Origin of the sequence: Sphingomonas ginsenosidivorax, assembly GCF_007995065.1 — a bacterium.
Classification (GTDB): Bacteria; Pseudomonadota; Alphaproteobacteria; order Sphingomonadales; family Sphingomonadaceae; genus Sphingomonas; species Sphingomonas ginsenosidivorax.
The window spans coordinates 1,172,981-1,193,586 of record NZ_VOQR01000001.1; the positions used below are offsets into that span (position 1 = coordinate 1,172,981).

Annotated in this window: 19 protein-coding genes; 15 read left to right on the plus strand and 4 right to left on the minus strand. The window is 67.8% G+C overall.

Annotated features, from left to right (window positions below; genetic code table 11):
* The first annotated feature begins 90 nt into the window (after positions 1-90).
* The 4 genes from FSB78_RS05230 to FSB78_RS05245 all read left to right on the plus strand — a co-directional run bounded on the left by FSB78_RS05230 (position 91) and on the right by FSB78_RS05245 (position 4,689).
* Complete coding sequence (locus FSB78_RS05230) at positions 91-816, plus strand: FadR/GntR family transcriptional regulator (RefSeq protein ID WP_242008040.1); 726 nt, start codon at positions 91-93, stop codon at positions 814-816.
* A gap of 42 nt (positions 817-858) precedes the next feature.
* On the plus strand, positions 859-2,010 hold the full coding sequence (locus FSB78_RS05235) for a glycoside hydrolase family 88/105 protein (RefSeq protein ID WP_147080573.1): 1,152 nt from the start codon (positions 859-861) through the stop codon (positions 2,008-2,010).
* 100 nt (positions 2,011-2,110) lie between these two features.
* Entirely contained in the window at positions 2,111-4,375 is a 2,265-nt protein-coding gene (locus tag FSB78_RS05240) for a TonB-dependent receptor (RefSeq protein WP_147080575.1), read from the plus strand.
* Between the two features lie 116 nt (positions 4,376-4,491).
* Positions 4,492-4,689: a hypothetical protein gene (locus FSB78_RS05245; protein ID WP_147080577.1), complete on the plus strand. Its 198-nt coding sequence runs from the start codon at positions 4,492-4,494 to the stop codon at positions 4,687-4,689.
* A 9-nt stretch (positions 4,690-4,698) separates the two neighbouring features.
* On the opposite strand, the gene FSB78_RS05250 is transcribed toward FSB78_RS05245, so the two are convergent.
* Positions 4,699-5,922 (minus strand): dihydroorotase, encoded by a 1,224-nt coding sequence (locus FSB78_RS05250; protein WP_147080579.1) that lies wholly within the window; start codon positions 5,920-5,922, stop codon positions 4,699-4,701.
* Positions 5,919-6,905: an aspartate carbamoyltransferase catalytic subunit gene (locus FSB78_RS05255; protein WP_147080581.1), complete on the minus strand. Its 987-nt coding sequence runs from the start codon at positions 6,903-6,905 to the stop codon at positions 5,919-5,921. The genes FSB78_RS05250 and FSB78_RS05255 overlap by 4 nt, the downstream gene beginning before the upstream one ends.
* A 101-nt stretch (positions 6,906-7,006) precedes the next feature.
* Here FSB78_RS05255 and FSB78_RS05260 point away from each other — a divergent pair, with 101 nt between their 5' ends.
* On the plus strand, positions 7,007-8,518 hold the full coding sequence (locus FSB78_RS05260; protein WP_147080583.1) for a hypothetical protein: 1,512 nt from the start codon (positions 7,007-7,009) through the stop codon (positions 8,516-8,518).
* Here FSB78_RS05260 and ruvX read toward each other — a convergent pair.
* Positions 8,515-8,982, minus strand: coding sequence for a Holliday junction resolvase RuvX (ruvX, locus tag FSB78_RS05265; RefSeq protein ID WP_147080585.1), 468 nt, complete (start codon positions 8,980-8,982; stop codon positions 8,515-8,517). The genes FSB78_RS05260 and ruvX overlap by 4 nt on opposite strands.
* Positions 8,979-10,085, minus strand: coding sequence for a DUF3089 domain-containing protein (locus FSB78_RS05270; RefSeq protein ID WP_147080587.1), 1,107 nt, complete (start codon positions 10,083-10,085; stop codon positions 8,979-8,981). Before FSB78_RS05270 ends, ruvX begins: the two co-directional genes overlap by 4 nt.
* Before the next feature lie 262 nt (positions 10,086-10,347).
* Between FSB78_RS05270 and gatC the strand changes: the two genes are divergently transcribed.
* The 10 genes from gatC to kdpA all read left to right on the plus strand — a co-directional run bounded on the left by gatC (position 10,348) and on the right by kdpA (position 20,603).
* Positions 10,348-10,635 (plus strand): Asp-tRNA(Asn)/Glu-tRNA(Gln) amidotransferase subunit GatC, encoded by a 288-nt coding sequence (gene gatC / locus FSB78_RS05275; RefSeq protein ID WP_147080589.1) that lies wholly within the window; start codon positions 10,348-10,350, stop codon positions 10,633-10,635.
* On the plus strand, positions 10,635-12,119 hold the full coding sequence (gene gatA, locus FSB78_RS05280; RefSeq protein ID WP_147080591.1) for an Asp-tRNA(Asn)/Glu-tRNA(Gln) amidotransferase subunit GatA: 1,485 nt from the start codon (positions 10,635-10,637) through the stop codon (positions 12,117-12,119). Before gatC ends, gatA begins: the two co-directional genes overlap by 1 nt.
* Positions 12,113-12,529: a hypothetical protein gene (locus FSB78_RS05285; RefSeq protein ID WP_242008041.1), complete on the plus strand. Its 417-nt coding sequence runs from the start codon at positions 12,113-12,115 to the stop codon at positions 12,527-12,529. Before gatA ends, FSB78_RS05285 begins: the two co-directional genes overlap by 7 nt.
* Positions 12,526-13,995, plus strand: a complete 1,470-nt coding sequence (gene gatB / locus FSB78_RS05290) for an Asp-tRNA(Asn)/Glu-tRNA(Gln) amidotransferase subunit GatB (protein WP_147080593.1) — start codon at positions 12,526-12,528, stop codon at positions 13,993-13,995. Before FSB78_RS05285 ends, gatB begins: the two co-directional genes overlap by 4 nt.
* Before the next feature lie 288 nt (positions 13,996-14,283).
* Entirely contained in the window at positions 14,284-15,063 is a 780-nt protein-coding gene (locus tag FSB78_RS05295) for an alpha/beta fold hydrolase (RefSeq protein ID WP_147080595.1), read from the plus strand.
* 49 nt (positions 15,064-15,112) lie between these two features.
* The gene (locus tag FSB78_RS05300; protein ID WP_147080597.1) at positions 15,113-16,927 is read left to right on the plus strand and encodes a M2 family metallopeptidase; all 1,815 of its coding nucleotides are present in this window, start codon (positions 15,113-15,115) and stop codon (positions 16,925-16,927) included.
* Positions 16,927-17,673, plus strand: a complete 747-nt coding sequence (locus FSB78_RS05305) for an SIMPL domain-containing protein (protein ID WP_158637971.1) — start codon at positions 16,927-16,929, stop codon at positions 17,671-17,673. The genes FSB78_RS05300 and FSB78_RS05305 overlap by 1 nt, the downstream gene beginning before the upstream one ends.
* Before the next feature lie 161 nt (positions 17,674-17,834).
* Positions 17,835-18,683, plus strand: coding sequence for a TorF family putative porin (locus tag FSB78_RS05310; RefSeq protein ID WP_147080601.1), 849 nt, complete (start codon positions 17,835-17,837; stop codon positions 18,681-18,683).
* A gap of 114 nt (positions 18,684-18,797) precedes the next feature.
* Complete coding sequence (kdpF, locus tag FSB78_RS05315) at positions 18,798-18,887, plus strand: K(+)-transporting ATPase subunit F (protein ID WP_147080604.1); 90 nt, start codon at positions 18,798-18,800, stop codon at positions 18,885-18,887.
* Between the two features lie 12 nt (positions 18,888-18,899).
* Positions 18,900-20,603: a potassium-transporting ATPase subunit KdpA gene (gene kdpA, locus FSB78_RS05320; RefSeq protein ID WP_147080606.1), complete on the plus strand. Its 1,704-nt coding sequence runs from the start codon at positions 18,900-18,902 to the stop codon at positions 20,601-20,603.
* Positions 20,604-20,606 lie beyond the last annotated feature (3 nt).

Here is a 20,606-nt window from a genome sequence, read left to right on the forward strand (position 1 = left end):
GTCGAAGATAGATTAGTCATACAAGCGATGATCGATAGTACAAGTCCGGTCCGCAGTGGGTGCGGCCGGCGTACGAGGGAGGGAACGCGCTTGGTAAGACGGACGTCATCGCTGACCGACGACCTGTTCGTCAAACTCGAGGCGCGGATCCGATCGGGCGAGATGCCGCCGGGATCGCGCTTCCCCGCACAGAAGGACATCTGTGCGGCGGAGAATGTCAGTCGCACCGTGGTGCGCGAGGCATCGGCGCGGCTCGCGGCGCAGGGGCTCACGACGTCGCGGCAGGGGTCGGGCGTGTTCGTCGCCGCCACCGCGGCCTACCGCGCGTTCCAGGTGACGCGCGAGGAACTGGGCGAGCTCGCCGACGTCATCAAGCTGCTCGAGATGCGGCTCGCGATCGAGACCGAGATGGCGGCGCTCGCGGCGGCCCGGCGGACCACCGCGAACATCGGCGAGATCCGCGCGGCGCTGCAGCGGATGGCGGAGGTCAGCGAAGATGCCGAGGCCGCGGCGCAGGCCGACATCGCCTTCCACCTCGCGATCGCGCGCGCGACGCAGAATGATTATTACGTCCGCCTGATCGACTTCCTCGGGCTGCGGCTGGTGCCGCCGCGCAGCCTGTACCTGCGCGACCAGTCCGCCGAGTCGCATCGCGCCTATGCGGCGCTGGTGCGGATCGAGCATGACGCGATCCTCGATGCGATCGTCCGGATGGATCCGCCGCGCGCGCGCGACGCGGCGCGCCATCACATGCAGGAAAGCCTCAGCCGGCACAGCGAGCTGAGCGAGATCGCGCAGCTGCGCGATGCCGACTGACCGTCGCCTGCAGCCAGCATCATTCCCATCGGAGACCAATGCATGATCGTGCGTTCCCTTGCTGCCCTAGCCTTGCTCGCCGCACCCGTGCCGGTGTTCGCGCAAGCGCCCGTGACGCGCGCTCCGATGGTGAAAGCGGACCCGATCGCGATGGCGACGAAGCTTGCCGAGTGGCAGCTGGCCCGGCTCGACGCCGCGAACGTGTCGCGCGTGACGACCGAGACGAAGAACCCGCGCGCCTGGGAACAGGCGGTGTTCTGGGTCGGGATGACCGCGCTCGCGGATGCCGGCGGTCCGCCCGCGATCCGGCAGGCGGTGCTCGACATGGGTCGCCGCAACGCGTGGCTGCCCGCACGGCGGCCCTATCATGCCGACGATCTGGTGATCACCCAGTCCTATCTCTGGGCGGCGCAGCACGGGGCGGGGGCGCCCGCGCGGGCGCCGACGCGGAAAGCGTTCGACTATATCCTCGCCAATCCGCCGCGCGTCGGGCTGCCCTTCTACCAGCCGCCCGAGGGGTATGACGCGACCGAGTGCCTGAAGCGCTGGTGCTGGTGCGACGCGCTGTTCATGGCGCCGCCGGCGATGCTCGCGCTGTCGGCGCAGACCGGCGACGCGCGCTACCGTGAGTATGCGATGCGCGAATATTGGGCAACGGTCGACTTCCTCTACGACCCTGCCGAGCGGCTGTTCTACCGCGACAGCCGCTTCTTCGAGCGCCGCGACGACAAGGCGCGCAAGCAGTTCTGGTCGCGCGGCAATGGCTGGGTGTTCGCCAGCATGCCGCGGATCATCCCGCTGCTCGCCAAGGGCAGCGCCGACCGCAAGCGGATGGAGGCGCTGTTCGTCGAGATGGCCGCGCGGCTCGCCGACCTGCAGAAGCCCGACGGATACTGGGCCCCGTCGCTGCTCGCGGCCGAGGACTCGCCGCCGGAATCGAGCGGCACGGGGTTCTTTACCTACGGCATGGCGTGGGGCGTGAAGGCGGGATTGCTCGACGCGCGTCGCTATCGTCCGGTGGCGGATCGTGGCTGGGCGGCACTGACGCGGTCGATCCGGCCCGACGGCCGGCTCGGCTGGGTGCAGCAGGTCAGCGACCGGCCCGAAAAGGTCGAGGCGGCAGACACGCAATATTACGGCGTCGGCGCGTTCCTGCTCGCGGCGACCGCAATGGACGCGCTGGGCAAACGCTGACGAACGTCCATTGTTGTAATACAAGCTTGCGGTCGTCGATCCCCCCTGATAGGTCATGCTCAAGTCGGACAAGAGACGACACGGGTGAGGGGGGGATGCGATGAATTTGCTCGGCACCACGATATTGGCGCGGTCGGCGCTATTCGCCTCGGCGCTTCTCGCGAGCGGCCAGGTGTCGGCGCAAATCGCGCCTGCGCCCGAGACCGCCGAACAGGCCACGGCGCAGGACGATACCAGCACCGACATCATCGTCACCGCGCAGAAGCGCGAGGAGCGCGTCCAGGACGTGCCGCTCGCGGTCCAGGTGCTGACCGGCGACACGCTGCAGGCGCAGGGCGTCCGCCAGTTCGCCGACCTGACCAAGGCGAGCCCGTCGCTGGTCATCAAGCCGTCCGAGCAGCCGGTGAACAATTCGATCTCGATCCGCGGCATCGGCACCTTCGCCTTCTCGCCCAGCGTCGAGCCCAGCGTCGCGGTGCAGATCGATGACGTGCCCGTCCAGTTCCTCGCGCGCGCATTCGCCGACTTGTCGGACATCGAGCGCGTCGAAATCCTGCGAGGGCCGCAGAGCACGCTCTATGGCCGCTCGGCGTCGGCCGGTCTCATCAACATCGTCACGCAGGGGCCGACCAAGACGCTGACCGGCCGCGTCGCCGTGCTGGCGACGACCGACGACGAATATGGCTGGAACTTCGCCGGCGCGGGGCCGATCACCGACAGGCTCGGCTTCCGGGTAAGCGGCAATTTCGACAAGTTCCGCGGCAATGTCGACAACCTCTTCAACGGCAACAAGGTCAGCGGGTTCGAGACGCTGTCGCTGAAGGGCAAGCTGGTCTGGGATCCGACCGACACGCTCAACCTGACCGCGCAGATCGGCTATGTCGACGGCCAGACCACGATCGGGCGCCCGTTCATCCGCGTGTCGCCCAATGCGCGGCTGCGCGGGGTCGCCGCCAACACGCCCGCGGTGTTCGCGCCCAGGGTGAGCTTCACCGACGCAAACCAGTCGGTCGTCAACAACATCGATTCCGGGACCGATTACAGCGACACCGCGGTCTCGCTGCGCGCCTCGCTCGATCTCGGGCCGGCGACGCTGATGTCGATCACCGCGTATGACAAGTTCAAGCAGTTCGACATCCTCGACCAGGACGAATCGGCGATCGCCTCACTCGACAACAGCCAGTTCGGCACCTTCCGGACCAAGGCGTTCTCGCAGGAGTTCCGGCTGATCTCGCCCGGCGCGGACCGGTTCCGCTACACGCTCGGACTGTTCTATTCGAACCTCGAACTGACGCGCGACTTCACCCGCGGACCGTTCTTCTCGCAGGCGCGCTGGTATGCGACCAACGGCACCAAGCAATATGCCTCGTTCGGGCAGGTCGAGTTCGACCTGGTGAAGGGCACCACGCTGATCGGCGGCGCGCGCGCCGGGCGCGGCGAGATCGACTATACGTTCCAGGATATCCTGAACGGCAATGCGCGCTTTGCCGGCGCCGATAGCGAAACGTTCGAGACCTACAAGGCGGGGCTCCAGCAGCAGGTCGCGACCGACGTCATGGCGTTCCTGACCTATGCGACCGGGCACAAGGGCCAGGCTTATGACATCGGCACCGGGTTCAACCTGCTGCGCCAGCGGACCGGGCCGGTGCAGCCCGAAACCTCGAAGGACTGGCAGCTTGGGCTGAAGAGCCAGTTCCTCGACCGCCGTGTGACGCTGAACGTCACGCTGTTCGACACCAAGTTCGATAATTTCCAGGCGCAGGGCATCGAGACCCTGCCCGACGGCACGATCAACTTCCGTCTGGCGAACGTCGGCAAGCTGCGCACCCGCGGCGTCGAGCTGGAGAGCAGCGTCCGGCTGGCGCGTGCGTTCAACATCACCGGCGGCGTGACCTATAACGACGCCGAGATCACGTCCTTCCCGTTCGGCCAATGCTATCCGGGCCAGACGGTGGCGCAAGGCTGTGTCGGCACGCCGTCGCGCCAGAACCTCGCCGGCTTCCGCCCGGCGCAGGCGCCCGAATGGAAGGCCGCGGTCAGCGGCGATTTCACGCCGCACCTGACCGACGACCTCGACGGCCTGCTTCAGGCGTCGGCGACCTACCAGAGCAAGATCAACTATTCGATCTCGCAGGATCCGCAGAACGCGCAGCCCAAATACACGATCGTCAACCTGTCCGCCGGCATCCGCCACCCCGAGCGGCGGTGGGAGATCGTCGCGTTCGTCAACAACGTGTTCGACAAGCAGTATTTCTCGAACCTGGCGAACTCGTTCGGCAACCAGGGCAATGCACTGGCGACGCAGAGCTATCTGCCGCGCGACTTCCGCCGCTATGGGGGCGTGCGCGCGTCGTATAATTTCTGACCGGGGGCACGGGACAGGATGATCTTCTTTGCCAGGTGCGGCGGCGTCGTGAGCGTACCCGCACGATTGGCAAACACCGTCTGCCCATTCGGCACGGCGGCTGCTATCGGGTCGTCATGTTGAAGACCCATATCAAGCGTCGTGCCGCGCAGGGCGCGCGGGCCGTGCAGGCGCTCGCGGACATCGAGGCATCGATCACTGCGCTGAACGACGAGGATCTGCTCGATCTCGCCGATATCTTCTCGGGTGAGACGCCGACCGCAATCGGGGACGCAGCGTCGATGGAGGTCAAGCGTCGAGGCCTCAGCCTCTGACGCGAGCGCTCACCCCTGGATCTCGCGGCCGCCCTTCCACAGGCGCAAAACCCGGCCCTGGACGGGCAGGCCGGCGAACGGCGTGTTCCCGGCGCTTCCCTTGAACGCGTCGCCGACGATCTGCCAGGGTGCTGCGGAGTCGTAGAGCAGCAGGTCGGCGGGCTTGCCGATTTCGAGTGTGCCTGCGTCCAGTCCCAGCACCTGCGCGGGATTGCGGGAGAGCAGCGCGAACAGTCGCGGCAGGTCGATCGCCGCGTCGCGGACCAGCATCAGCGCGAGCGGCAACAGCGTCTCCGCGCCCGCCATGCCGGCGTCAGAATCGGCGAAGGGCAGGCGCTTCGCTTCCGGGCCATGCGGGTCGTGGCCCGAACACAGCAGGTCGATCGTGCCGTCGGCGATCGCGGCGACCGCGGCCTGGCGATCGGCCTCGGCGCGCAACGGCGGCGACAGATGCGCGAAGGTCCGGAAATCGCTGACCGCGATGTCGGACAGATGTAGATAGGCGGGGGTGATCCCGCACGTGACCGCGACGCCGCGACGCTTGGCGGCGCGGACCAGGTCGAAGCCGGCGGCGGTCGTCACATTGCGCAGGTGGAGCCGCGCGCCGGTGTCTTCCGCGAGCATCAGGTCGCGCGCGATTGCCAGCGCCTCGGCGACCGCAGGTGCTGCCGGGAGGCCGAGCCGTGTCGCGGTCTCGCCCGCCGTCGCGACCGCGCCCGCGGCCAGCCCGCCATCCTCGGCATGCGTGACCACGGCGACGTCGAGGTCGCGGGCATAGGCGAGCACGCGGTGCATCACGCCTGAATCGGCGATCCAGCGTCGCCCGGTGCCGATCGCGCGCGCACCGGCGGACAGGCAGATCGCCATCTCGGCGAGATCCTCGCCCTGCAGCCCGCGGGTGGCGGCGGCGATCGGGTGGATCCACAGGTCGGGCTTGCCGATCAGCGCGGCGCGCTGGACGATGCCGGGGTCGTCGAGTACCGGCGACTGGTCGGGCATGACGCCGACACGGACGATCCCGCCAGCGCGGAACGCCGCGCGGTCGATCGCGAACACGCCGAAATCGACGATCCCGGGCGCCAGCGTCTTGCCGCCGCAGTCGATCGTCTCGGCATCCGCGGGCACGTCGAACATGCCGGTCGCGACGATCGCGCCCTCGCGGACGAGCACGCCACCACGCGACACGCCGCCGACCGGACAGACGAGCTCGGCGTTGAGGAACGCGCGGATCATGCCCAGCCCTCCACGCCGCGCGCTCGGCGCGTGAGGACGTCTAGGCACGCCATGCGGACCGCGACTCCCATCTCGACCTGTTCGGTGATCGCGGAGCGGGCATGGTCGGCGACGGCGGAATCGATCTCGACGCCGCGGTTCATCGGACCCGGGTGCATGACGAGCGCGTCGGGTGCGGCGCGTGCGAGGCGCTCGAGCGTGAGGCCGTAGCGAAGGCGATATTCGCGCGTCGAGGGGACATAGGCGCCGTCCATCCGCTCGTTCTGCAGCCGGAGCATCATCACCACGTCCGCGCCGTCGAGCGCCCTGTCGAAATCGGTGAAGGGCGTGACGCCCATCCGCTCGATCGCGGGCGGCATCAGCGTCGAGGGCGCGCAGACCCGGACCTCGGCGGCGAGCGCGGTGAGCGCCAAAATGTTCGATCGCGCGACCCGGCTGTGGAGCAGGTCGCCGCAGATCACCACGCGCTGGCCGGCGATGCTGCCCTTGCGACGGCGGATCGTCAGTGCGTCGAGCAGCGCCTGGGTCGGGTGTTCGTGGCGGCCGTCGCCGGCGTTGAGCACGGGGCAATCGACCTTGCCCGCGATCAGCCGGACCGCGCCCGAGCTCATGTGGCGGATGACGATGACGTCGGCGCGCATCGCGTTGAGCGTCATCGCGGTGTCGATCAGCGTCTCGCCCTTCTTCACGCTCGACTGCGCGGCGTGCATGTTGACGACGTCCGCGCCGAGCCGCTTGCCCGCGATCTCGAACGACAGCAATGTGCGCGTCGAATTCTCGAAGAACGCGTTGATCTGCGTGAGGCCGGCGAGCCGCTTGTCGGGGGTCGCATGCGTCCGGTTCGCCTCGACCCAGGTCTCGGCCTCGTCGAGCAGGAACGCGATCTCGTGGGGCTGCAGCCCGTCGATCCCGGTCAGATGCCGGTGCGGGAAGACGGCGCCGCCTTCGATGAGGGTGGCGGGGCGGTGATCGGACATGCGCATTAAAATGGCGAGGTAGCGCCCGCGGCCGGTACGGGCAAGCGTGACGCGTGGTTAACCTCCGCTTAGGCAGGGCGTGGCAGGGTCGGCATATCGGGGGGCAGGTGCAGACGAGAGCGACCGGAAACTGGTGGGAACGGCGGTGGGTGGCGTATGCGCTGGCGCTCGCCTGCGCGGTGCCTTTGCTGTGGCCGGCCTTGCCGCCGCTTGCCGACGTGCCGGGCCACATGGCGCGCTGGCATGTGTCGATGGCGCTCGATCGATCGGCCGACCTGCAGCGTTACTACGACTTCCACTGGGAGGTGATCCCCAATCTGGGGATGGACTTGATCGTGCCCGCGCTGGCGACGCTGTTCGGGCTGGCGTTCGCCACCAAGCTCGCCGTGATGGCGATCCCCGTGCTGACCGCGGCGGGATTGCTGGCGATGGCGCGCGCGGCGCATGGCCGCATTCCACCGACCGCGCTGTTCGCGCTGCCGCTGGCCTATGCCTGGCCGTTCCAGTTCGGGTTCGTCAACTTCGCGCTGTCGCAGGCGCTCGCCTTCTGCGCGACGGCGTTGTGGTTGCGGCTTGGGCAAGGCGGGCGGCTAGGGATGCGCGCCGCGTTGTTCGTGCCGATCGCCTGCGTGATCTGGGTCACGCACAGCTTCGGCTGGGGGATGCTGGGGCTGATCGCGCTCGCGGCCGAGCTCGCTCGGTTGCGCGGCGAGGGCAGGAGCTGGGTGTCGGCGCTGATCGGGGCGGGGGTGCAGTGCGTTCCGCTGGCCGCGCCGCTGCTGGTCATGCTTTCGGGACGGGGCGGCGGAGCGCTCGGGGCGGACGACTGGTTCGACTGGTCGGCGAAACTATTGTGGGTCATGGGGATGCTGCGCGATCGCTGGCAGTGGTTCGACCTGGCGTCGCTGCTGCCGCTCATCGCCGTGCTGTGCGTCGGCGCGCGCAGCGCGCGGCTCGGGCTGTCACCGCTGCTCGCCTGGCCGGCGCTGCTGTGCCTCGTGGCGTTCGTGCTGTTGCCGCGATTGTTGATGGGCGGGGCCTATGTGGACATGCGGATGATCCCGGCCGCAGTGATGCTGGCGCTGGTCGCGGTGAAGCCGCCTGCGGATGCGCGGTTCGGCCGCACGCTCGCGGTGCTGGGGTTAGCCTTCCTGCTCGTGCGACTGGTCGGCACGACGGCCAGCTACGTCCTGCGGTCGGGTGAGCAGCACAGCGAGCTTGCCGCCATCGAGGCGATTCCGCGCGGCGCGGCGGTGCTGACGTTGGTGGCGCGGCCGTGTGGCGACCTGTGGGGCGCACAGCGCGAGGACGTGCTGCCGGGGATCGCGGTCGTGCGCCGTGATGCCTTCGTCAACGCCAACTGGGCGATCGCGGGGCAGCAGTTGCTGAGCGTGCGGTACGCGCAGGCCGGGCGCTACCGGGTCGATCCGTCGCAGCAGATGGCGGCGGCCGGCTGTTCGGTCGGCGGCCCGGATTTCAAACGCGCGATCGCGCGCTTCCCGCGGGCGGCGTTCGGCTATGTCTGGACGATCGGCTTCCCGCCGGGCACCGCCAAAGCCGACGACCTCCGACTCGTCTGGAGCAGCGGACGATCGGCGCTCTACCGCGTCGCGCGCTAGATCTGGACCGAGACGAGCGCGTCGATCGCCGCCTGCAGGATGACCGCGGCGGCGTGGTTGTCGATCCGCTCGGCCCGCTTGGCGCGGCTGATATCCTGTTCGATCATTACGCGTTCGGCAGCGACCGTCGACCAGCGTTCGTCCCACAACAATATGGGATGGCCGAGATCCTTCAGGTTCTGCGCGAACGCACGCGTCGATTGCGATCGCGGGCTCTCGCTGCCGTCGAGGTTGATCGGCAGGCCGATGACGATCCCGACGACGACCTGCTTGGCCATCAGCTCGACCAGCGCGGCCTTGTCCTTCTGGAACTTGGTGCGGCGGACGAGCGTGGCGGGGCTGGCGAAGCTCCACCCGGCGTCGCACAGCGCGGTACCGATCGTCTTGGTCCCGACGTCGAGCCCGATCAGCCGGCCGCCGTTCGGCAGCGCATCGCGGAATTGTGCCGACGAGAGCGTGATCATTCGAACGCTGCCAGTCGCCGGTTCGCATCCGCGCGGACGTTCGCCCAGAACAGGCTGTAGTCATAGACGTGGTAGTTGTTGCCCGGGAGCACATAAGGCCCGACGTCCGGCCCTTCGCCGATCGCGAGGATCCCACGGCCGATGCAGCGCGCCGGCACGCGACCCGCGACGATCTGCGCGGTGCCGAGGTCCTTCGACGGATAGAGCGTGCCGAGGTTGGCCGAGGCGGGCGCGGGCGTATCGGGGCGGCCGAGCAGCGGGTTGGTGCAGACCATCGGCGTATGATCGCGCGTGCGGCCGTCGAAGCCGGTGGTCCTGTCATAGGTGTCGACGACCAGCGACGGGTCGGCGGGCTCGGCATAGGTCTGCCACGACAGGAGGCAGCGGGTCTGTGCCGGCTGCTGGCATTCGGGGAGGCCGAGCCGCGACAGGTCGGTGGTGCGCGAGACCGGCCAGCCGACGACATAGGCGGCGACGATCCGCTTCGCGAGCGCGGGGTCGGCCGCGACGCGGTCGCGCAGCAGGCGGGTCAGGTGCAGCGCGCCCTGGCTGTGGCCGGCCAGGATGATCGGGCGGGTCGGCCCGGCCTGTTTCAGGAAGATGTCGAAGGCTGCCGACACGTCGCCATAGGCCAGGTCCAGGGCCCGCGCGCTCTCGGCGGCGCTGGTCAGGAACGCACCGAACGTCGCCTGGCGATAGCGCGGCGCCCAGATGTCGCCGGCCGCGTTGAATGCACTCGCCTGCCCGCGCAGGAAGAGCTCCGCGCGGGCGTTCGTCTCGGGATCGTCGACCGGCGCGTTCCAATGGTCGCGGCTGATGTACGATGTCGGATGGATGAAGAAGATCGCCGCGCCGGTGCCGGGCTTGCCCGGAGTGTAGCCCGCCGGGGTCCAGAACGCCGGATTGCCCCGCTTGTCGGGGCGCGCCAGCCACATCGCGGGCCGTTCGTAGATCGCGGCGGCGACGCGCGGCTGGTCGCGGAACGCTTCGCCCGGCACCATCGCGATCCGCATCAGCTGCGTGCCGAACAGCCGGTAGGCAAAGGCGGCGGCGATCGCGAGGACGATCAGCGCGGCGACGACATAGAGGAATTTGCGGGCCAAGCGGGACTTTCGGACGGGAGCTCGGCTCGCTCGTGCCGCATGGGCGGGCGCGTTGCAATCTCCCGTTCTCGCGACCGGCATCGATATTCCTCCCCTGCAAGGGGAGGTGGCTGGCGCAGCCAGACGGAGGGGTGTCACCCTCTCGATAGCGTGTCACCCCTCCGTCAGTCCTACGGACCGCCACCTCCCCTTGCAGGGGAGGATGGGCACGGGGTTACCAAAAGCGTTGCGCCTGCGCTGGCGGCGGTGCTAGCCGAGCGCCATGTCAGTCGATACCGCAACCGTGAAACGGATCGCGAGCCTAGCCCGCATCGCGATCACCGAGGAGGACGCCGTCAAGATGGCGCCCGAACTCGACACCATCCTCCACTGGATCGAGATGCTCGGCGAGGTCGACACGCAAGGCGTCGAACCGATGACCGCCGTCATCCCCAACACGCTCCGCCTACGCGACGACGTCGTGACCGATGGCGGCATCCGCGAGCAGGTGCTGGCCAACGCGCCGGTGGCCGAACACGGCTTCTTCGCCGTGCCGAAGGTGATCGAATAATGACCGAGCTTACCGATCTGGGGATCGCCGCGATCCGCGACGGCGTCCGCGACGGCGCGTTCAAGGCGCGCGACGTGGCCGAGGCGTTCGTGGCGAAAGTCAGTGCCGCCAAGGCCTTGAACGCGTTTCTTGTCGAGACGCCCGAGCATGCGCTCGCCGCCGCCGATGCCGCCGATGCAGCGCGCGCGGCGGGCGAGACGCTCAAGCCGCTGGCCGGCGTGCCGATCGGCATGAAGGACCTGTTCTGCACCAAGGGCGTGGCGACCACCGCGGCGAGCCACATCCTCGAAGGCTTCACGCCGACCTATGAGTCGACCGTCTCGCAGAATCTGTGGGATGCGGGCGCGGGGATGCTCGGCAAGCTCAACATGGACCAGTTCGCGATGGGCTCGTCCAACGAGACGTCGGCGTTCGGCAACGTGATCTCGCCGTGGCGGCGCAGCGACGGCGGCAACGCGCCGCTCGCACCCGGCGGATCGTCGGGCGGCAGCTCGACCGCGGTCGCGGCGCGGCTGTGCCCGGGCGCGACCGGCACCGACACCGGCGGGTCGATCCGCCAGCCCGCGGCGTTCACCGGGATTTCCGGGATCAAGCCGACCTATGGCCGTTGCTCGCGCTGGGGAACGATCGCGTTCGCGTCGAGCCTCGACCAGGTCGGACCGATGGCGCACGACGTCCGCGACTGCGCGATCATGCTCGGCGCGATGGCCGGGTTCGATGCCAAGGACGCGACCTCGCTCAAGCTCGACGTCCCCGCATGGGAAGCCGGGCTGTCGAGCGATATGAAGGGGTTGCGCGTCGGTATTCCCAAGGAATATCGCGTCGACGGCATGCCTGAGGAGATCGAGGCGCTGTGGCAGCAGGGCATCGACTGGCTCAAGGACGCCGGCGCCGAGATCGTCGAGGTCTCGCTGCCGCATACCAAATACGCACTGCCCGCTTACTACATCATCGCACCGGCCGAAGCGTCGTCGAACCTCGCGCGCTATGACGGCGTACGCTACGGGATCCGCGACCTGCCCGCGGGCGCCGGGCTGCAGGACATGTACGCCGCGACGCGCGCGGACGGGTTCGGGCCCGAGGTGAAGCGCCGCATCATGATCGGCACCTATGTGCTGTCGGCCGGGTTCTACGACGCCTATTACACGCAGGCGCAGAAGATCCGGACGCTGATCGCGCGTGATTTCGAGCAGGCCTGGGCCAAGTGCGACGTGTTGCTGACCCCGACCGCGCCGTCGGCGGCGTTCGCGCTCGGCGAGAAGTCGGACGATCCGATCGCAATGTATCTCAACGACGTGTTCACCGTGCCGTCGAGCCTCGCAGGGCTGCCGGCGATGTCGGTGCCGGGCGGCCTCGACCATCACGGCCTGCCGCTGGGACTGCAGATCATCGGCAAGCCGCTCGACGAGCAGGGCGTGCTGAACGCAGGTCTCGCGATCGAGGAGCGCGCCGGGTTCGTCGCGCGCCCAGAGAGCTGGTGGTAAGCAACCGCGCCTTCGTCACGCGCAACATAGCGGTGCTGCGCGAGGCGCAGAACGCACTCAACGTGGCGTTCGGGGCGATCCTCAGCGCCTATGTCGGCGTGTCGCTGTCGGAGATCGACAACCATCCGTTCGATCACCATGCGCTGGCGCGGTTCTTCCTCGGACTCGCGGTGTTCATCCTGTGCCTGTGTGTCGGCAACAGCGTGATCCTTCGCGGCGACTACCGGCTTGGCGCGACCTTCCTCGCCTTTGCCGGCGTCGCGGCGGTCGCCGCGCACCGCGAGGCGATCGGGATGGGGTTCGAAGGCGCGATCCTGCGCATCCTGTCCGCCTGCTGGGTGGTCGGCCTGCTCGGCAGCAACGCGGCGCTGACCGCGATCAACTATATTCATCATCGGAACCGGACATGACCGAGACTTATACAATCCGCGGCGAAACCGGCGACTGGGAGGTCGTGGTCGGCCTCGAAGTCCATGCGCAGGTGACGTCGAACGCGAAGCTCTTCTCGGGCGCGGCCACCGCGTTCGGTGCGGAGCCGAACACGCAGGTCAGCCTGGTCGACGCGGCGATGCCGGGGATGCTGCCGGTGCCGAACCGCGAATGCATCCGACAGGCGGTGCGCACGGGGATGGCGATCGAGGCGCAGATCAACCGCTGGTCGCGGTTCGATCGCAAGAACTATTTCTACGCCGATCTGCCGCAGGGCTATCAGATCAGCCAGCTCTATCATCCGCTGGTCGGCGAGGGCGCGATCGACATCAGCCTCGACGACAAGAACCCCGACGCGACCGGCAAGCGGATCGGTGTCGAACGGATCCATGTCGAGCAGGACGCGGGCAAGCTGATGCACGACCAGCATCCGACCCAGTCCTATGTCGATCTCAACCGCTCGGGCGTCGCGCTGATGGAGATCGTCTCCAAGCCCGACCTGGCTTCGCCTGCGGAAGCAGGGGCTTACCTGCGGAAGTTGCGCTCGATCCTGCGCTATGTCGGCAGCTGCGACGGCAACATGGAAGAAGGTTCGATGCGCGCCGACGTCAATGTCAGTGTTCGGAAAGCCGGCGACGAGCTCGGCACGCGGACCGAGACGAAGAACGTCAATTCGGTCCGCTTCGTGATGGCGGTGGTCGAGCAGGAGGCCAAGCGGCAGGTCGAGGTGCTCGAGGCCGGCGGCAAGATCCAGCAGGAAACGCGGCTCTACGACCCCGATCGCAACGAGACGCGCTCGATGCGGTCGAAGGAGGACGCGCATGATTACCGCTACTTCCCCGATCCCGATCTGTTGCCGCTGGAACTGGACGACGCGTTTCTCGAGGAATGCCGGGCGAGCCTGCCCGAACTGCCCGATGCGAAGCGTGCGCGCTACGAGGCGCTCGGTATCACGACCTATCAGGCGGCGGTGCTGACGGCCGAGGTCGAGGCGGCACGCTGGTTCGATGCGCTGCTCGACGCAGGCGTGAAGCCGGCGGCGGCGGCGAACTGGACGACGTCGGAGCTGTTCGGCGCGCTCAACCGGACGGGCAAGGATATCGCCAACTCGCCGGTCAGCCCTGCGCAGGCGGCGGAACTGCTCGGGCTGGTCGCCGACGGCACGCTGTCGGGGAGTCTGGCCAAGCAGGTGTTCGAGGTGATGCTCGAGACCGGGGACGGCGCCGCCAAGGTGGTCGAGGACCGCGGGCTCAAGCAGACCAGCGATACCGGCGCGATCGAAAAGGTCATCGCCGAGGTGATGGCCGCGAACGCCGACAAGGTCGCGGACTACCGCGGCGGCAAGGACAAGCTGTTCGGCTTCTTCGTCGGTCAGACGATGAAGGCGATGGGCGGCAAGGCGAACCCGGCGGTGGTCAACGACCTGTTGAAGACGGCACTGGGGTAAGTCCTTCCACCCGTCATGCTGAACTTGGTTCAGCATCAACCGGGCGGCGGGCGCTGCGGTCGATGAACGGCGTTGCGCTCGCGGCTCGGTGGATCCTGAAACGAGTTCAGGATGACGGGGGTGGGGGCGGTGGCGGATCTCAACCCGTCGTCATGCTGAACTTGTTTCAGCATCCACCGGGCGGCGGGCGCTGCGGTCGATGAACGGCGTTGCGCTCGCGGCTCGGTGGATCCTGAAACGAGTTCAGGATGACGGGAATGGTGGGCCGTTGGCGTCCTCGACCAGCCGATGACGGAAGAAGGATCAGGATCGTTGACGGACTATTCGACCGACTATTTCGACAGCTTCGACGGCACCCGGATCGCCTGGCACGAGATCGGCGAGGGGCGGCCGGTGGTGCTTATCCACGGCTATCTGTCCGACGCGAAGACCAACTGGATCAAATACGGCCATGCGGCGAAGGTCGCGGCGAAGGGGTTCCGGGTGATCATGCCCGATCTGCGCGCGCACGGCGACAGCGCCAAGCCGCACGACGCGGCCGCGTACCCGAAGGACGCGCTGACCCGCGACGGTCACGCCCTGATCGCGCATCTCGGGCTGACCGAGTACGACCTCGGCGGCTATTCGCTCGGCGCGCGGACGACGTCGCGGATGCTGGCGACGGGCGCAACACCGCGGCGGGTGATCTTCTCGGGCATGGGGCTGGAGGGGCTGACCGACACCGACCGGCGCAGCGGGCATTTCCGCGGCATCCTGACCAAGCTCGGCCAGCATGTCCGCGGCACGCCCGAATGGCTGGTCGAGGCGTTCCTGAAGACCACCGGTGGCGATCCGGTCGCGTTGCTCGGGATCCTCGACACCTTCGCCGATACGCCGCTCGAGGCCGTCAAGGCGATCGCGCAGCCGACCCTGGTCGTGTGCGGCGCGGAGGATTTCGACAATGGCTCGGCAAAGGAGCTGGCCGACGCCCTGCCCGACGCGCGCTATGTCGAGACGCCGGGCGGGCATATGAGCGCGGTCGTGAAGCCCGAACTGGGGCAGGCGATCGCCGATTTTCTGGCGGCTTGACCGGCCATCGCGGCCGCCGCACTCTGACCTGATCAAAGAGGGGATATTCATGGTTCGCTTCACCGTTTCGACGATCGCGCTCGCCTGCGCGACGCTCGGCGCCACGCCCGTGTCCGCGCAGTCCAAGCCGACCGTCGCCGAAGCCGACGCCTATGTCGCCGAGGCCGAGAAGACGCTCGCCGCCGACGGCGTGGATGCAGCGCGGATGGCTTGGGTCAGCGCGACCTACATCACCGACGACACCGATGCGCTCGCCGCCAAGTCGGGGGCGAAGTCGACCGACCTCGCGGTGAAGTACGCGCTCGGCGCGGCGAAATATGCGAGCCTGCCCGGGCTGTCCTACGACACCAAGCGCAAGCTGAACCTGCTGCGCGGCGGCCTCACGCTGCCAGCCCCGACGCGGCCCGGCGCATCGGAGGAGCTCTCGACGCTGACGACGCGGATGTCGTCCTCCTACGGCAAGGGCAAGGGTACGCTCGACGGCAAGCCGATCAACGGGTCGGACATCGAGGCGGCGATGGGCGAGACGCGCGATCCCGCCAAGCTGAAGGAGATGTGGGTCAGCTGGAACGACAATGTCGGCGCGCCGATGCGCGGCGACTATGCCAAGATGACCGCGATCTCGAACGAAGGCGCGAAGGAACTCGGCTACAAGGACGTCGGCGCGCTGTGGCGCTCGGGGTACGACATGGATCCCGCCGCGTTCGCCGCGCTCACGGACAAGATCTGGCTGGAGGTCGAGCCGCTCTACAAGGCGCTGCACACCTATGCGCGCTGGAAGCTCAACGAGAAGTACGGCGACGCGGTCCAGTCCAAGTCGGGGCCGATCCGCAGCGACCTGCTCGGCAACATGTGGGCGCAGGAATGGGGCAATATCTACGACATCGTCGCGCCCGCGGGGTCGGGCAATGTCGGCTATGACGTCGGCGACCTGCTGAAGGCCAAGGGCTATCAGCCGGTGAAGATGGTGAAGCAGGGCGAGGCCTTCTATTCGTCGCTCGGCTTCCCGGCGCTGCCCGGCACCTTCTGGGAGCGTTCGCAGATCACCAAGCCCGCCGACCGCGAGGTCATCTGCCATGCGTCCGCCTGGGACGTCGACAATGTCGACGACCTGCGGATCAAGATGTGTACCAAGGTCAACGCGGACGATTTCGTGACGATCCACCACGAGCTCGGCCACAATTACTATCAGCGCGCCTATAACAAGCAGCCCTTCCTCTACAAGAACGGCGCGAACGACGGCTTCCACGAGGCGATCGGCGATACCGTCGCGCTGTCGATCACGCCCGATTACCTGGTGAAGATCGGGCTGCTCGACCAGGCGAAGGTGCCGACTCCGGACAAGGACATCGGGCTGCTGCTGCGCCAGGCGATGGACAAGGTCGCGTTCCTGCCGTTCGGGCTGATGGTCGACAAATGGCGCTGGGGCGTGTTCTCGGGCGAGATCCCGACGACCGGCTATCAGGCCGGCTGGGACAAGCTGCGGCTGCAGTATCAGGGCATCGTGCCGCCGGTCGCGCGCGACGAGACCAAGTTCGACGCGGGCGCGAAATATCACATCCCGGCAGCGGTACCGTACACGCGCTACTTCCTCGCGCGGGTGCTGCAGTTCCAGTTCTACAAGGCGGCGTGCGACCAGTCGGGGTGGAAGGGGCCGCTGCATCGCTGCTCGTTCTTCGACGACAAGGCGGTCGGGACCAAGCTCAACGCGATGCTGAGCATGGGCCAGTCCAAGCCCTGGCCCGACGCGCTGCAGACCTTCACGGGCAGCCGCGAGATGTCGGGCAAGGCGCTGGTCCAGTATTTCGCGCCGCTGAAGGCGTGGCTCGACGTCCAAAACAAAGGGAAACCGCAAGGATGGTGATGGCGACGCTGGTCGCAGCGGCGCTGGCCGCCGCGGGCGCGACCCCGGTCACGGTCGAGATCGTCGCGTCGGGGCATGTCGACACCCCGGCCTCGGCGTACCGCGTGTCGGGCAGCCTGCTCGCGTGCGGGGCGACGCAAGGCGAGGCGGACCGGCTGCTCGCGCAGAAGACCGCCGCAATCGACCAGTCGGTGGCGGCGCTCGGTGCGAAGAAGGCGCAAGGGGCGGAGAAGCCGTCGCTGACCGGAATGGTCGCGTCGTTCATGGCGACGCGGACCGCGAGCGAATGCAACAGCGACATGACTGCGCTGCTGGCTCTGCCCGGTGCCGGCAAGTCGCCGGCCAAGACCAGCGATGCGACGGACGGGCCGAAGCTCGGCGCGAACGCCAGCCTGTCGTTCGACGCGCCGGACCGCGCGACCGCGGCGCGAGTCATCGCGGCGCTGAAGGCGGCGGATGCCAAGCCGTCCGACGCGGTGATCCCGGTCCTGGTCGACGATACCGCGGCGCGCCGCGCGGCCAAGCAGCAGGCACTGGTCAAGGCGCGGACCGAGGCCGACGCCTATGCCGCGCCGCTCGCGCTGGGGCGCGTGACGCTGGCGGCGATCAGCGAGCGGCAGGACATCGGCTCGGTCGACTATCTCGGCCTGATGCTGCGATCGTTCGGGCTGCCGATGACGACCGCGACGGACATGGTGGCGACGGACGTCACGCTGACCGTGACGTTCCGGCTGGAGCCGCGCTAGCATCGACGCCCCCGATGGCGCGGGGGCGAAATACTACGCAAACCCTATGCGTTCCCCGTGAATCGGCCTCGAAACGCTATGCGATAGCGGCCTAATTGCATGTCCTCGCGACGCCCCGGTCGAGCACGGCCGGCGACGATCGCGCGCCAATGGGGACATGTATGTACGACCTTCGACGTGTTGCGCTGCTCGGTGTGTTTGCCGCGGCCGCGACGCCTGCCTTTGCCCAGGATACCGCACCGCCCGCGCCCGTGACCGTCACCGGCGCGGTGACTCTTGCCACCGACTATCGCCTGCGCGGCGTGTCGCAGAGCGACAAGGACGGTGCGATCCAGGGCGGCCTGACGATCGCGCACCAGAGCGGCGTCTATGTCGGCGCCTGGGGCTCGAACCTGTCGGGCTGGGGGACGTTCGGCGGCTCGAACATGGAGCTCGACCTGATCGGCGGCTACAAGCACAAGCTTGCCGACAACGCGACGCTCGACGTCGGGCTGACCTGGTACATGTATCCGGGCGGCGCGTCGAAGACCGACTATGCCGAGGGGTTCGCCAAGCTGTCGGGGACGACCGGGCCGGCGACGCTGACCGCCAGCGTGTTCTACGCGCCGTCGCAGCAGGCGCTGGGCAAATGGTATCGTACCGGCGCAGATGCCGCCGCGGGGGTCTATACCGACGCCGGCGACAAGGAGGACAACCTCTACCTGACCGGCGATGGCGCGGTCGCGATCGCCGGCACGCCGCTGACCGCCAAGGCGCATATCGGGCATAGCTGGGGCAATGACGGGCTCGGCCCCAACGCGACCAGCGCGGCGCCGACCGGCGATTACTGGGATTGGTCGCTCGGCGCGGATGCCACGTACAAAAATCTGACGCTCAACGTGAGTTACGTCGACACCGACATCACGCGTCGCAGTGCCGCCTATCTGCAGCCGAGCTTCAGCCACGGCCAGGACGGCACCGGATCGATCGCCGACGGCACGATCGTCGCCTCGCTCACCGCCGCCTTCTGACGAGGAACACACCGATGCAGGACCTTCTCTGGATAGCGATCATGGTCGGGCTGGTGGCGGCGACGCTCGCCTATGTCCGCCTGTGCGACAACGCGTGAAGCCAAGGACGACATCATGAATCTCGACCTCTGGCTCGCCGCGATCGTCGCGCTCGGGCTGCTCTTCTACCTCGTGGCGGTGCTGATCCGTCCCGAACGCTTTTAGGAGCGCGTTTCCATGACACTCCAGGGATGGATCCTGATCCTGGGCTTCGTCGGCATCTTGCTGGCGCTGACCAAGCCCGTCGGCAGTTGGCTGTTCGCCTTGTACGAAGGCCGCCGCACGCCGCTCCACCTTGTGCTCGGCCCGGTCGAGACCGGTTTCTACAAGCTGGCGGGCATCGACCCGACCCAGGAACAGGGCTGGCGTCGCTATGCGCTGCACATGCTGTTGTTCAACGCGATGCTGATGGCGCTGACCTATGCGGTGCTGCGCCTGCAGGGCGTGCTGCCGGGCAATCCGCAGGGGTTGCCGGGGCTCCCAGAGCATCTCGCGTTCAACACCGCGGTGAGCTTCACGACCAACACCAACTGGCAGAGCTATGGTGGCGAATCCACCATGTCGAACCTAAGCCAGATGTTCGGGCTGACGATCCACAACTTCCTCTCGGCCGCGACCGGCATCGCGCTGGCGTTCGCGCTGTTCCGCGGGTTTGCGCGGCGGTCAGCCACGACGATCGGCAATTTCTGGGCGGATGCGACGCGCGTCACGCTGTATCTGCTGCTGCCGATCTGCGTCGTCTACACGTTGTTCCTGATCGCAAGCGGCGTGCCGCAGACGCTTGCCGGCACGGTCGACATCGCCACGCTGGAAGGCGTCAAGCAGACGCTCGCGCTCGGCCCCGTCGCCAGCCAGGAAGCGATCAAGATGCTCGGCACCAATGGTGGCGGCTTCTTCAACGCGAACTCGGCGCATCCGTTCGAGAACCCGACCGCACTCACCAACCTGGTGCAAATGCTGTCGATCTTCGTCATCGGCTTCGGCCTGACCTGGACGTTCGGCAAGGCGGTGGGTAACACCAGGCAGGGCTGGGCGATCCTTTCGGCGATGCTCGTGCTGTTCCTCGCCGGCGTCACCGTGACCTACTGGCAGGAGGCGGCAGGCAACCCGATCGTCCACAGCCTCGGCGTCGCGGGCGGCAACATGGAAGGCAAGGAGGTCCGCTTCGGAATCGCTGCGTCCGCCTTGTTCTCGGTCGTCACCACCGCCGCCTCGTGCGGTGCGGTCAACGCGATGCACGACAGCTTCACGGCCCTTGGCGGGATGGTCCCGCTGATCAACATGCAGCTCGGCGAGGTCGTGATCGGCGGCGTCGGCGCCGGCATCTACGGCTTCCTGCTGTTCGCGATCCTCGCGGTGTTCGTCGCAGGGCTGATGGTCGGGCGTACGCCGGAATATGTCGGCAAGAAGATCGAGAGCCGCGAGGTCAAGCTCGCGGTGCTGGCGATCGCGATCCTGCCGCTCATCATCCTGGGCTTCACCGCGATCAGCGCGGTGCTTCCGGCCGGGCTCGCGGGGCCGCTCAACAAGGGGCCACACGGGTTCACCGAGATCCTCTACGCCTATACCAGCGGCGTCGCGAACAACGGATCGGCCTTTGCCGGGCTGACCGCCAACACCCCGTTCTATAACGGCCTGCTGGGCGTCGCGATGTGGTTCGGCCGCTTCTTCATCATCGTCCCGATGCTGGCGATCGCCGGCAGCCTGGCTGCGAAGAAGTACACGCCTGAAAGCGCGGGCTCGTTCCCGACGACGGGCGTGCTGTGGGTTGGCCTGCTGATCGGGATCATCGCGATCCTCGGCGGTCTCACCTTCCTGCCGAGCCTGGCGCTCGGCCCCATCGCCGATCATCTCGCGATGATCAGCGGCAAAACCTTCTGACGG